Origin of the sequence: Mesorhizobium sp. L-8-3 (assembly GCF_016756615.1) — a bacterium.
Lineage (GTDB): Bacteria > Pseudomonadota > Alphaproteobacteria > Rhizobiales > Rhizobiaceae.
In genome coordinates, this window is the sequence record NZ_AP023262.1 from 7103220 (window position 1) to 7117032 (window position 13813).

General features: G+C 58.3%; 10 protein-coding genes. 3 read left to right on the forward strand and 7 right to left on the reverse strand.

The window, feature by feature from the left end:
• Positions 1 to 148: 148 nt before the first annotated feature.
• On the reverse strand, positions 149 to 1705 hold the full coding sequence (locus tag JN302_RS32895) for an argonaute/piwi family protein (RefSeq protein ID WP_202330418.1): 1557 nt from the start codon (positions 1703 to 1705) through the stop codon (positions 149 to 151).
• Entirely contained in the window at positions 1702 to 3636 is a 1935-nt protein-coding gene (locus JN302_RS32900) for a toll/interleukin-1 receptor domain-containing protein (protein ID WP_202330419.1), read from the reverse strand. The genes JN302_RS32895 and JN302_RS32900 overlap by 4 nt, the downstream gene beginning before the upstream one ends.
• Before the next feature lie 220 nt (positions 3637 to 3856).
• On the opposite strand from JN302_RS32900, the gene thyX reads away from it, so the two are divergent.
• The 3 genes from thyX (at position 3857) to JN302_RS32915 (ending at position 8201) form a co-directional block, all read left to right on the forward strand.
• A complete protein-coding gene (gene thyX / locus JN302_RS32905) occupies positions 3857 to 4795 on the forward strand; it encodes an FAD-dependent thymidylate synthase (protein ID WP_202330420.1) in 939 nt (312 codons plus the stop codon).
• A 329-nt stretch (positions 4796 to 5124) separates the two neighbouring features.
• A complete protein-coding gene (locus tag JN302_RS32910; protein WP_244846076.1) occupies positions 5125 to 5964 on the forward strand; it encodes a hypothetical protein in 840 nt (279 codons plus the stop codon).
• The gene (locus JN302_RS32915; RefSeq protein WP_202330422.1) at positions 5964 to 8201 is read left to right on the forward strand and encodes a hypothetical protein; all 2238 of its coding nucleotides are present in this window, start codon (positions 5964 to 5966) and stop codon (positions 8199 to 8201) included. Before JN302_RS32910 ends, JN302_RS32915 begins: the two co-directional genes overlap by 1 nt.
• Positions 8202 to 8224: 23 nt before the next feature.
• On the opposite strand, the gene JN302_RS32920 is transcribed toward JN302_RS32915, so the two are convergent.
• The 5 genes from JN302_RS32920 to JN302_RS32935 all read right to left on the reverse strand — a co-directional run bounded on the left by JN302_RS32920 (position 8225) and on the right by JN302_RS32935 (position 13810).
• Entirely contained in the window at positions 8225 to 9571 is a 1347-nt protein-coding gene (locus JN302_RS32920) for a ComEC/Rec2 family competence protein (RefSeq protein ID WP_202330423.1), read from the reverse strand.
• The gene (locus tag JN302_RS32925; protein WP_202330424.1) at positions 9553 to 11466 is read right to left on the reverse strand and encodes a serine protease; all 1914 of its coding nucleotides are present in this window, start codon (positions 11464 to 11466) and stop codon (positions 9553 to 9555) included. Before JN302_RS32925 ends, JN302_RS32920 begins: the two co-directional genes overlap by 19 nt.
• Positions 11467 to 11534: 68 nt before the next feature.
• Complete coding sequence (locus JN302_RS32930) at positions 11535 to 12383, reverse strand: S1/P1 nuclease (protein WP_202330425.1); 849 nt, start codon at positions 12381 to 12383, stop codon at positions 11535 to 11537.
• A 179-nt stretch (positions 12384 to 12562) separates the two neighbouring features.
• Positions 12563 to 12685, reverse strand: coding sequence for a hypothetical protein (locus JN302_RS39695; RefSeq protein WP_274609241.1), 123 nt, complete (start codon positions 12683 to 12685; stop codon positions 12563 to 12565).
• Between the two features lie 75 nt (positions 12686 to 12760).
• The gene (locus tag JN302_RS32935) at positions 12761 to 13810 is read right to left on the reverse strand and encodes a restriction endonuclease (protein WP_202330426.1); all 1050 of its coding nucleotides are present in this window, start codon (positions 13808 to 13810) and stop codon (positions 12761 to 12763) included.
• Positions 13811 to 13813 lie beyond the last annotated feature (3 nt).

Sequence of the window (13813 nt, forward strand, 5' to 3'; positions counted from 1 at the left end):
TGTCCGCAAGGATCGACGAGATCCGGGGACGCCCCTCTCAAGTCGGCGGTAAAATCAGTTGGAAACAGCGGGAAAAGGTTGGAGACAAGTTGGCCAGGCGTTGACGGAAGGTCATCAGGTCAGCGTGTCCGTGCCCTGAGAGCGTCGGTCAAACGTAAAACTTGAACTGCTGTTTCCCCTCTCCCTTGGCCGAGCCCATTGTGAGAACATCGCCCACCATGCGCGCGAAGCGAACGGTGACCGGCAGTCCGTCGTTGAAGTTGCAAGAATTGTAGTTGATCTTTGTGAGGCCCATTATGTCGGCCAAGACTGTCCGAATGTTGGGCTTTGCTCGCTTGCTGCGGATGAGGGTTATGTGCAACGGATTCGGAGTTTCAGGCCCAATATAAGTGTCGAGCTGAGGGACATACCCAGTCGTCCAAAGATAGGCCGTCTGCTCGTCGAGCAGCAGCGCCGTTCCACGCAACACCGGATAGTCACCGTCCCTGAAAAGTTTCGTCTCGCCGGAGGTGGTTCTAATCCTTACCCCGACGACGTTCGTCTCCTTCGGGGCGGCGTCGACGAATGCATTCCATTCCTCGTCGTTGAAAAACGTCTGGCCATGGATGAAGAGCTCTTTCGGAGGCTCGCCGTGCATTGAGCGGTATGTGTTGAGCACGACCTCCAGGAGATTCGTCGCTGCCTCCGCCTTGAGATGATACTCGTACTCCCCGGTCTTCCACGGACCGTTCGCTCCTCGGAAGACGATACCGTCTCCTTCGTTCAGAAACATCTGCGCCGCGCAGCAAGCGTGTCCGTTGGGATCGTTCGGCAAATTCTTGTAGACCATGCCGATGTAACAGACGCCCGGCCGAACGCCGGCCAGCCGCCACGGAGGCCGCGGTTGCGTCTTGTAATAGAGGCCGGTCGCCAGGTTCCATGCGACCGTCGCCGCATCCTGTGTCCGCCGAATTGGGTAGTTGGCGCTGTTCAGGAAGGCTCCGGGCGCGAGTGTCGTCTCCCTGACCAGCTGCGTCGGGGCGATGTTCAGAAACTCCGCCTTGATCCTGCGATGGAAGTCGGGGACATCATCGAAAATCTCCTCAACGGTTTGGTCGATGACGCCAGCCGAAGCCAATAGTGGCAGATTCGATCTCGCCTTTTGCCTCTTCGCGAAATCGCCTTTCTCCATTGCGAGGCCAGTTCGCTTGGAGCCGGGTCGGCAGCGCTCGTAGACAATTTCGGGCAGAACCAGCACCCACACGTCTATGGACTGCTCTTCGTTCCGCAGATGCTTCTTCACTCGATCTATGTAAAGCCGCGCAACCTTCTCAACCGCCTCGTTGAGGTTCCATACTCGGCTTACCCGATCTATGTCATGCAACGGAATTGAGAGAAATGAGCATTTGTCCGGATCGTACGAGATCCCGAATGCTGCCTCGAGCCCAGGAAAGTTGGCGAGGTGCAGCCTGTCCTTCTTTTCGCCTTTCCCTGGAGGGGGAACCTGAACAACATCATTCAGCTTGTGGCTCCAGGTCCGAAAATGGACGATGCCTTCATTGGTCCCGACGACGCCGACACTGATTTCACGCGTCTTTTTTGCTCGGGCGTGGGGGCCATAGAGGAACAGGCCATCCTTTGGATGCGGGCTGCGTTGCGAGAACGCGAACTCGAGGTCGGGCTCATCGAAATGCTCGATCAGAAGTGATTTTTCCGGGAACTTCATCCTTCGAGTTCCTCCTCGCTCTCAGGTCGCCCCAACGTGCTTAGGTCTGTCTCTTCATCATCTGGATCCAGCACGTCTGGCAGAGCCGTGCTGACCGGCGACGAGAACAGAATCGGCGACGCTTCGAGCAAGATCGACTGCGCCGCGGAAAGCTCGAGGCGTATGTAGGCCGAATCGGGTGAAAGCAGCTCGAGGAACGCCAGCATCCGCCCATACCACTGCTTGTTGCGCCATCCGCTGCAGATGGATCGGCGCAAGCGGTGCAGCTTCTTCTTGTCATCGATCGCGACCCCTGCCGGCGTTCCGTTGTCGACCGAAAACAGCACGCGGGATTTCAACTTGAAGTGCCAGAAAGGCCAGAAGGATGGCAGAGCCGTAACGCCATACTCCCATATATGCTTCTTGGCCGAATTCCGGAGCGCCGAAGATCGTCGCTCGCCCTGCCTGCCCCACGGTATCCGTTGCCCTGTCGCGGCCAGCGCGGCGGAGGCGTGAAAGCCCGTTCCGTTGGAATACTCATACTCGACAAGCCCGCGAGCTCTGCAGAACGAATACCAGGCGCGCTTGAACATCGTGACTATGAGATTTGAAGCAACCTGCCGCTCCACCTCGAGTTTGGAAGAACCCTTTTCGATGAACTCTAGAAGCGGAATCTCGTGTTTCAGCCGAAACCTCCCGACGGATTGGAAAGCCGCGTCAATTTCCGCCTGATCGGCAAATGAGAGTATTCCTGAGCCGAGGGGTGCCGACGGGTAGGCGAAGCCGGCGATCGCTTTTTCCAGAAATCTTTGATCGGTCGCCCCGGAACTCTCGAAAAAGCGGATGACATCGGGAGCCTCAACGATGCGAAGCCAGTTCGACCTCAGACGTTCCGGCTCCCTGACCAAAGGGACCGCGCCGCGCCTGCGAAATGTCTCCCAATTCGGATCGATGATGGCGTCGTCGAGCTTGCGAGGGACCTTCTGCCTTTGCAGTGCCGCGAGGAGCGACGTCAGTCCGTCGCCCCAGCCGCGGACGAAGTCGACCGCAACGGCGTCTCCGATGCCCTTGACCTTCCGCGCGGGTCCGAGTCGAAGCGGGATTATGAAACGGCCATCCTTGAGCTCGCGCGCCATCTCTAACGCGATATCGATATCCTCCTGAACATGTGGGTCGGCGAGTGTGATCTCGCGGCTGATGAGAAGCACTTTCGCAGCTCGATACTGCAGGGCGAGGTTGATTTCTCGGCGCCACCGATCTCCGGGTTGAAGCGTCAGGATATCCGCGAACACCCGGTATCCCTCCGCCTCGAGCTTCGGGGCAAGCCAGAGTGTGAATTCGTCGTCTACGGGTGAGGATTTTATCAAGAAGATGACATCCCGTTCCGCCTTCGGCGAAGCTGGCTGCGTTTCCTCGCCGACGGAGGCGGCGGGTGGAAGCAGCCTAGCGAGCGCGGGAGGAACTGATCCGACTTGCGTGATCGCCTTGGCAACGGCGCCAGTAATGACGCTCTCCAAAACGCCGGTGCTGTGCGCCCAGAGCCCTTGATGCGCGACTTCGATGTCCTGGTATGTGCGCAGCAACGCGTTCAAGTCGTCAGCGCCGAGGATGTCGCCCGGCGTCTTTAGCGCGGGACCAATCGCCAGCGCGAGCGCACTCTTGTTTCCTGGCGTGAGCGCCACCGACGTGACGAGAATGTAGCGCTTCGGATCGAGCAATTCGATGCTGGCGCGCTCGGCCGACATCTTGGACTTCAGCTTCGAGAAACCCGATCGGGCATAGTGCTTTGCCTGCAGCACAATTGTCCCATCCGCCGAAACATACCGTCCGTCCATCGCATCGTCGGGACCCGCGGGAAAGGTTTCCAAGCGCAGCCCTATTTCCCGACCGACGAGATCACTTGCCAGTCTTTCAAAATCGGTGGGTGACAAGCTTGAGAAGTCATAGTTCATACACGCAGCTTGGGAGCTTTGCGCATCGGCAGTCAAGCAAGCCGGCACTCGTAACGGCGGCATTTGGGCCTTAACAACAACAAGTTTGTTGCTAGGCTGATATTGGAGGCCGTAACTCTGCGGCAATTGGTTTTTCACACCGATTGAGCAAGGGTGCTTCTAAGCGCGCAACGGTCGGGGTAGAGGGCTACTTCGGTCGCGCCGTGATCAAGGATCAGGAATGAGCAATATCTCCAACGAACAATCGCTCGAGATCGTACGAGCCCGCGAGGCGGTCGTTCCAACGCGGCGACCGGTGGCGGCGGGGCTGGAGGAAATTCTCTTTGAAGTCCTCCCCGTGCTTGATCACGGGTTTGTCAGGGTGGTCGATTATATGGGAGACGACAGCGCCATCGTGCAGGCTGCCCGCGTTTCGTACGGTCGAGGCACGAAGCAGGTGTCCGAGGACAACAATCTCATCAACTATCTTCTGCGTCATTGGCATACGACGCCGTTCGAAATGGCCGAGATCAAGCTGCACGTGAAGATGCCGATCTTCGTTGCCCGGCAGTGGATCAGGCATCGCATGGCAAACGTGAATGAGTATTCGGCGCGGTACTCCATCCTAGACCGCGAGTTTTATGTTCCGGCTACCGAGCAGCTTGCCGCGCAATCGGTTCAAAACCGGCAAGGACGGGGTGAAGTGGTCGGTGCCGAAGAAGCCAAACATGTGCTTCGTATTCTGACCGAGGATGCGGAACGGAACTACGATCATTACCTCGACTTGCTCAACCACGACGAAGACGGCAAACGCCTGGATGAGGGTCGTCAAGGGTTGGCGCGGGAGCTAGCGCGCATGAACCTTACCTTGAATTTTTACACGCAGTGGTATTGGAAGACCGATCTCCATAACCTCATGAATTTTCTGCGGCTGCGCGCCGATCCCCATGCGCAATATGAAATCCGCGCCTATGCGGAGGTGATATTGGACGTGATGCGAAAGTGGGTTCCGCTGACTTATGAAGCGTTCCGGGAACACCGGTTGGAGGCCGCCACGTTTTCGGGTCAGGCGATGCGCGCTTTGCTCAGGATGCTCGCCGGGGAGACGGTCACGCATTCGGACACGTCGATGACGAAACGCGAATGGGATGAGTTTCGGACTAAACTCGGTCTGACTTAATGGGCGGAAACCTGGACCAGGATGTTCTTAGCCGCCGCGCGGCCTATGGCGAGTGTGAGCATGCACTCGAGGGCTTTGCGCGCCGGGCAAGCGTTCTCACGGTTCCGAACAAGTGGCCCTTTGAAGCTCGGCCAGGTGGCGCGGCAGCTGGCGCTCAACTCGCAGTCAGCTGGGCTCGATCCAACAATCCAGCGACCCTTCAGCTAGCCTCCGACGAAGCGCCTGAGGACGCCGCGAGGTCGTTGCTTCACCGGACATACGGTCTTGTAGCGACCGTCTTCGCGGATCGCATCATCGGCCGCGATGGGCGTCGGGACGTAACGGCTGGCATGCTGAAACTCGCTGTCGCGCGCCTGCGCGAACTCTACAGCGGCGACCTCGACCGGATGATTCATGGCGGGGTGATCGCATTGCTGTCGGTGGATCATATCGAGCTGGATGGTCCGAACCCCCTCCTCTACCAGCCAGTGTCGGGTGCAGTGCGCGGCGACCTTCAAGGCGTAGTGAATCGCGCGTTGGGAAGACTGGTCAATCGCCAGCGCCTGCGCCTCGAGGAGGTCGAGACCGATGTCATCGCCGGTCTGCTCAAGGAGCTGTTTTCGAACACGCATGTTCATGCCCGGACAGATCTCAACGGCGCCTTCTATCGGCGCTCTGCAAGAGGCATTCTCTTCGCCTTAAGGCCAGTCGACACTCCCCATGATAGTCACGCTGGGGGGCTCAAGGTTTTGCGCGAATACTACGCCAGTATAGCCGATGCGTCGGCACGGCCACGCGTCGAGTTTCTGGAGATATCTGTTTTCGACAGCGGTCCAGGCTTGGCGGCCAGAGCGCTCGGCAAGCCGGTAGAACAGGCGATGCCCATCAATCAGGAGTATGATCTCGTTCGTGGATGCTTCCTGAAAAACTTCACGACGCAGAGCGACCCAAGTCATGGCCTCGGGTTGCCACGTGTAGTGCAGGCTCTGAAGGCGTGCGGGGGCTTCATGAGGTTGCGGACGGGCCGACTGTCGCTTTGCAAGTGGTTCCCGCCTCGAACGCAGAACGTGCAGTTCTCGCCTGATGATACTCGGTTCATCGATGCCGGCGGAGACGACGAAATCAAGAGCTACGCGCCCGTCACGGGAGCTTCGTTTTCGATCCTTATACCAATGGGATTGGGAAGCTGATGAGCTCGTTTTTCCACTACCGTTGGCAGAAAAACGGCGTCGGCAACGCCTTGGTTCTCGTCACAACACTCCCGTTTTTCAGCATCCAGGATCTGATACGGATCGTCGATGAAGACAGGCTCGGTGGACGTCCCTATCCCGACAGCCTGATTATTGTCGTGCCAAGCGATGCCGCCGCCACGGCACGAACGAGCGTGAAGAGATCAATCGAAGCCGGTACTGCGCTGCGCTTGGCCAATGCACTCGTACCAGTCGTCATTGTGTCATTCGACGCCCAAGGTAGAATGAAAACAGGTGCAAGCTCGACGCTGCAAGGTTCAATAATACTTGCAAAGGAGGACTTTCGCTCGCTTCGAGCTGCCGGAATTCGCCACTTGGCAGAGACGCGTGAAGCTGTGCTCGTTGCGCCTTCTGGACATCATTTCATCCACCCGCGCAGAAGGCACTCGGCCGCTTTCTTTCGGGCTGCAAACATGCTCATCCAGGGTGAGGAGATCGGCTTTTTATCGTTGGTACTCCTTCCCCATCTCCACGATAGCATCAAGAAGGTCTGGGTCGACTCCTCATCGATTTCGGTTCTGGTGTTTGCAGCGTATTCTCTCAAGAGCCGACTTCGCCGCGACTTTATCACCCCGCGTGTGACGAGTTTCTCGTCATACGAAGGACTTGAAAAACTGAGCATCCAAGATCCGGACAGCGAGCTGGTCGTGATATCGGCCACCGCAACGGGCTCGTTGCCAAAGCAGGTGTTCGAGCAGACGAAGCTTCCGCCCCAGCGCGTGGTGACGCTATTTTCTACCGCTCATCAAGTGCCGGGCACCGTTGTTTTCGACGCGCGCGGTGAGATCCAAGGCCTTGATCCTTTGTCGATGGAGGTTTTCGAGCAGGAGCGGTGCCCTTGGTGCAGGAATGGCTCGCGAACGATCACCTTCGTCGGCGACCAGTTTCTTGCCGACGCTGCGACGGTCACGCCATACATGCTGGTTCATACCGATGCGCCGGCTCGGTTGCGCGATGTGATGAGGAAGTATCGGGGCAAGCGTGCCTTTGCCCTGCGGCGCAACCCCGATGGCGACCTTCATCGGCTGTTCGTCGACCTTGATCACACGCTCCTTAGTGACGGCGGGAAAAGCGCGATTGAGATTGTCGTCCGACGACACGCTCCAGCCTCGACGAGCCATGTTTTGGCGCTTCGCGGGAGGGAAAGTATCGCGCTCGCAGAGCGCGTTGCAGACGAGATCGAAGGTCTTGGCCTGCGCCGCCCGCATGTCATGCACGGTACTGACCTCGACAAAGGAAAAGAGGATCGTAGAGGCGTGGTCGTCGTTGCAGCAAGCGTTGGATCCGGTCAGTCCTTTCAGGACGCAAGCCGCGACCTCCGCGATAGGTTCAAGAGCCTCCCAAGGACGTTCTTGGCGGGACTGCGAAAGTACAGCGCGGCCGAGCACCAAGTGACCTTGTTGCGCGACCTCGAGCACAACAATCAGTCGCCCAAACACACAATGTGTTTTGTCGACGACATGATGTTGCCTCACCCAAACCAGTTCACCGCTTGGAGCCGAGAACTGCGATTCTGGAACAACGCGCTCCTGCCGCTAAGGATGATAGATCCCGAGGATGCCGCCATTGCGGCCATCGAGAGTCGCATAGCCACTATATCGGCAGATATCGGTGGAGATGACCTTTTCCTAAGAACAAGTTCCGACGATGCGCTCAAGCTCCGGCAGGGTTTCGCATTCTGGGCCGGGGACTACGAGAAAGAGGATACCACGCAGGGCGATGTCTTTTCGACGATCGCGGCGGTTCTTGAGAACTGCCGGAAGGTACCGAAGCCGAAGCAGACGTCGGCGCCGCTGTCTCAATCGCCGTTCCATCTCAACGTGCTGTCGAGCGAAAATTTCACTCGCTATAACGACGGGATCATCCAGGCGGCTCTGTTGCGTGCTTCGTTCCCTCACGAGCTCAATTTTGCTGATGTGCAAACCGAAAAGCACAGCACGAAGATGGCCAACCTGATCGTCAAGATGCTCGCCCAGCACGGGGAAAGCCAGGGTGAGGCGTGTCTCGAATTCCTTCTGGCACTGGCGACAAAGCGGCTGGCGCTCGCCGAGCGGGATATCGGACGAATTGCCGCTGCTCCACGCGAGGGACTCCCCAGTCTCTTTTCTATTGTACTTGCCTACGCGGTTGGCGAGGCAACAGAGGTTCCCGACGATCCTTTGGGGCCGCCGGCTTAGGGGCACTGTGAAGCACGTCGACGTCAGGTGAAAATCACATCCACGAAACCTTTGGATTCTCGAATGCGTTCGAAATCGGTTCTGAGAGGTTGGGCCAGGCCGAGCCATTCGCGCTCATATGCGTCGAAGTCCGCCGGATCCTTGGGTTTAAACCCCTTCAGGTCGGACGCATAAATCCTCGCACCTTCGACGCGGCGTGCGATTTCGGTCATGAGAAGGCCGCGCGGGATCGTCCGGTACTTGCCGCGCTCCGTGGAAACGACGGCTTTCGCGGTCGCTTGCTCACCCGGTTGGGGTAGCGGGAGGATCGTATCAAGGATGGACACCGCCTCCGATGCCTTTCCTGTTCCCATATCCCACGGTGTGCTGTTTTCACTTCCGTGATGACCGATCTTCAGGAAATCGACGGGCTTGTTCAGGAGCTTATCCGGACGCCGCCACATAACGTTCCACGAGCCGTTCATCTTGCCTTCCTTGAAGGCGCCGTGCCATTCGGCATCGCCGACGAACAGCAAGCGCTTCTTCTTCCATTCAATCAGGAGGACGACGCTGGAGTTGTTCTTGAGCGTTCCGTCCAATTCCGCGAATGCGAGGGCCTGCGACTGCATCCGCGCCCGAAGCGCCCGGAATGATGCCGGGCCGACGTTCCTGGGCATGGGCAGCTTGTCGGCCTTTTCCGATTTTGCAGTGGAGATGGGCTCCCCTTCCGCGTCGAAGGCAGCCGGGCCAAGCATTCCCTTCAATGCACGCTGCGCTGGCGCCCCGAGGTAAAAGCGATCGAAGTCCGCCTCCGGGGCCATAACGTGTATCTTGGCATTATGCAGTGCGAGGCCGTATGTCTCGTTCGTGTCTCCCGCGCTGACGTAGGTTGGGTCTCGCCCCTTCAGCAGCGTCTTTCGCAGGGTGTTCATCGCACCCTTATTGTCGATCTGAAAAACCGACAGCAGCTCGTCCATGCGCGGACTGAGCTTCAGTCCTGAGGCCGCGACACGGCGCATGGCTTTCTCAGCCACACCCCGTATTTTGCGGGTCTTTCCAGCCTGCGGGTGCTTCGGATTCATCGCGCAGTTCATCCAGACTGCGCCCACCTGGATGTTCTCGAACAGTGCCGGATCGAAGCCCGCAATATGATCTTTGTGTTCGTGCGTCACAACGACGAGGTCGAGCCGCTTCTTGCCACCGTCGATCGTCGGTAACTCACTTTCCAGCTGCTTGATGGCGGCCGCAAGTAGCTTTCCTTCACTCCAAGTTCCGCAATCGATCAGCAGATGGAAGGCGTCTTCAACTTTTGCACTCTTGCCCGGTATCCGAACATAGATGCAATCGCCCAAGCCAACATCGTAGACCCGGATCAGGAGCTCGTTTGCCATCTCAGCGCTCCAAACTCGGTTTCATGGTCATCGTGAATATGAAAGTGGGGTGATAGCTCGAATCGGACCGATCCATCGACTTCTCGCGCGATCAGAGGCGGTGTCAGCCCGCCGACCAAGCCTTCCGGACCGGCCAGTTCCTCGCCGACCATGCCTTCGCCGACACGGCGCGTCAGAACATTTAGGTATTCCAACCGCCGCCGCTCGCCGGCCTCCATTTCGTCGAGTGCGGCGACTTCCGTCCCAAAAAGGTCCTTGCGTCTTTTCCGCTTTCGTATCGCTGCCGCCGCCGTTGCCGACGGTTCGCTTCCCGGCTTCCGCGTCCAATACAGGAGACTTCCATTTACATCGAAAACAAGAGTCCCGCCACACAGGAGACTCGTCGTCTTCCCGTTGAATCGGCCGAACTCCCGCCCTTTGAGAACGAGTTCCTCGCGCCAGAGATACTGAAGAATGATCTGCTTGGGTTGGAACACGCCCATGCCCACCATCTTCTGGGCCGTGAAGACCTCGTCCACAATGATGTCGACATGGTCTGGGATGAAGAGCTTGTCGCGATTGTCGTCGAGATATCGATATGCCTCGGCGCGCGAACTGCCGACGCGTTCGGCGTCGTGCGCGATCGTTCCCGGCATCCGCTCATAGAGAGGCCCACGTGCGAGGAGCGCGGCGGCTTCCGTCTCAGTCAGGATTTCTCGGCGGACGAAGACGCTGGCGATCATGTCCCGATACTCGTTTTGATCAATCGGGTCAGCAATTGCGAGATTGCGCAGAACTGCGCGTGCGTAGTCGTTGAACGTCACCTCGACGGGAGGCAGGAAGTCCAAAGCCTGGATGGCGATGACCTGCATGCGAGCGACGGCGAAACTTAGCGATTGGGCTGGGCTGTGCGTCTTGCCGTCGGTGCGTTCTCGTTTGAGATATTGCTCGGTCAACGCGACGAAGATGTCGAACATCGCCGCCGTCATGACTTCCGACAGAGCATGCGGTTCGACCACGTCCTTGTATTCGCCGAGCGTGTGTTCGTTGGCGGCGCTGCGAAGATACGGCTGTCCAGACACCGCCTCACCGAACTCTGCCGCTACGGCGGCAAGCAGATCGCTGCCCGACTTGGACCTGAGATCGCCCTGCGTCTTGGTAGCCAGCTCCCTTCGGAATGAATTGTTGCGAAGGGTCATCAAGATCGCGGTGAGGTCGCCCAGAAACTCGTGGAAGGCACCGGTCTGGGGCGAAACAGCCTCTAGGTAGTATGGCCGTATGCCATCCAGCAGAGCGTGACCAAATTCGTGGTTGACGATGTCGCTCGACAGGCAGGTATGAATGCGCTGACCGGCCTCGTCGTCGAAGTAATAGAACTGGAGGGACTTGCTCTCACGGTCATAATAAGCGTTCGCACCGTAACCAGCGTTCGGTGTGACGAGCAGGCGATTGCCCTCAAATGCCCAGGAGATCCGTCGCCCAAGCCCACTCGGACTCTCGAAGAAGTCGAGCGTGTTCTGAAGGATGGCCCAGGTGCTCACCTGACGAAAGTGCGTCGTTTCCCTGACGGACTTGTCTACCCTACGGCCGTCCGGCGTGAAGAAGGCCTTTTGGCGCGGGTTCCAGACCGCCGGGTCCTCAAGCTTGTTGGCGGTGCTGTCGTAGTCGACGATCGCAAACCGGGCACTGGTCGGTCCGTCGCCGATGCGCGGCTCCCAGGGCACATAGAACTCGCTGTCGATTTCCAAACCCGGGTTTTGCTTTGCTACCAGCGGATCCTTGAAGTACGTGTCAAAGCGCGCCTTCAGTCCGAGCGTCCTTTGCGTGCCGCCATCCAGAAATCGACGCGCTGAGTAGACGTCGCGCGCCTCAGCCGGTGACAGAACGCCCTTCTCGGAACCGCGACCGCTTGGCATAGCCCTTCTAGCCACTCCTACACCCGTTTCATCACTAGACCAGTACGCGAGCTTGCCCGCGCCTCTCGCTAATTGGGCTGATCCGCCGTGCACTGGCCCGTCGCGAAAGCCAGGTTGAGCAAGTTGCCCAGCCGCAGGCCAGCGCGGCCAAGCTGCCCGTCGAGTACAGGCAGGTTCGATCGCCTGTAAGCGTCGTCGAGCACGATGTTCGAAGGAACGGCTTTGAGTGCCGCCACTGAAAGCAGATGGCTTTCGTTGGCCCAGTCGATTGTCGTGCCGGCGGTGACTGCCGATACGACTGCGGTCTCCAGCCAACCCGACTCAAGCCGCTCCACAGAGCTCCCCCAAGACCGGGTGGTCTTGTCGATGAGGCGTGCGTCCCACGCGGAGTGCAGGTTGGAATTGTAGGGCAGATTGCCGTTGACGGCCTCCTGAGTAACGAGCGTCGCGACAATCCCGTTGCCTCCTCCCTGGCCATCGATGGTGTGGAGAGGCTGATGCAGGTCGCCAACGAAATGCAAGAGAAATTTGAGAGCACGCTGGCGCGACTCCAGCGGTTGCGTCGAGCACGCAACGGCCGCGAGCTGCCGCTCTATCGCGGCGATGAGACAATCGCCGAGGGCTGGATCAAGAACACAATCCCGGGAAGCCTCGTACGCGATGGCTGTGCCGGGAATGCTGACGAAGTGCCATCGGATGGTGGTTTTGTCCCGGACGCGCTCATCATCCGCCCAGCTGGCGATCGACGCGAGCGACGCTCCAGGCCCGAGCAATTCCGCCACACCTTTCGAGGTTTCTGCATTCAGGCGTCTTTGGGCGATCTCGGTAACGACGGAGTGCCCCGTTGCACCCCAGGCATTGGCAGCGCCCGCAGCGGAAAAGACGACGGAAACCGCCACTCCGATACGACGCAGCAAAACGGCCTCCCCTCAACAATCGACCATGCGGCCAATACTTCATTGGAAAGTCCCAACAATCAAGATGAGATAAGATAAGTCGCTTGGTATTTCTTGATCTGCTGGTTTGACACTCGCTCCCGACGTTCAACCCAGGTAGGGGGTAAACGCCTGCCCGGGTATCAGGTGTGAAGCCGCGCCTAGAGGCCTTTGCACTCCTTCGCCTGGGCTTCAATAGCGGCCCTATCGAAGTTGTTGACCTTCTCCCAGAACTCGACGGTTCCAACACCGATCTGTTTGGTGTCGACTTTCGCCTTGATCACGCCCGCCTCCAGTAGCAAGTCCTAGTAAGCCGCAAGCGCAAGCACCGATCATTTGATCCGATCGATCCGAGCCGACTAGCGGCCCATCGTCATGAGCATTTCGTCCATTCGCTCGAAGAGCAAATTCTCAGGGGGATCACCGGCATCGGCCCCTGTGAGCATTCGACAAAGATCCTCGAGATCGATGACGAGAATGAGTTTCCCATATTCACGCAGGAGCGCCTCCGCAGACTTACGTGCGCTTGCGTTGGCACCCGATCGTGCCACGACGATGGCGACGGTCCTGAGACCCTTGTCGAAAAGGTACTTTTCGGTGATCTCGACTTCGCGCTGACCGATCGGATCGCGATAGTTTTTTGCATCGAAGACAACGTACCGGGAAGAAAAATCCGTAGCGATCATCGACCAGAATGAACCGCGATCCGATTTGATCCGGCCGATCAGATCCATGCGGTTCAATTGATCGTCGGTACGCTGTTGGGCTTTGAGATTGGAGAGCTCAGCTGCAAACAGGAACCGGATTGCCTGCTCACAATATTTCTCGAATTCGGTCCAACCTTCCTTGCCAGGCGGCACTTGCCGAAGGCGCGCGGCAATCTTCGTGCCCGTCAGCGATTCTGTTTCGGGCGTTGTGCGGGTACCGGAATCGCCATCGAGCACTGTCTCAGACACGAGCTCTTCAAGTTCGTTTGCAAGCTCGTCATCGTACGCGGCCAACGATCTCAATTTTGCCAGTCCCCAGATTTCAACGTCAGGCGCCGCCGGCGACTTGAGTTCAGCGAGGATCTCCTCCGGGAGGTCTAGCGAAACGATGACTATTCCACCGTCGAGGCCATTGGTCTTGATGACTTCGTGGGTATGCGCGATCGCATCCCTAACGCGGCGCCGCCAATCCGTTTGCCAGCGGAACATTTTGAATTCTACCGCCAATGTTGTGTTGGCGGCGTTCGGCGTAAACGTCAGGTCTGGAAGCGAGCGATACATCGCCCATTCGTCTTCGTCTGCAGGCTCTTCGTCCGGCCTCGTTCCAGCGGCCCGCCCGACCTTCTCTTGCGCGAGGATTCTAATTAACAGCGCTTCCCAATCTCGTGCGAGGTTGTGGGTCTCGATCTGCAGCTCTTTCATCTT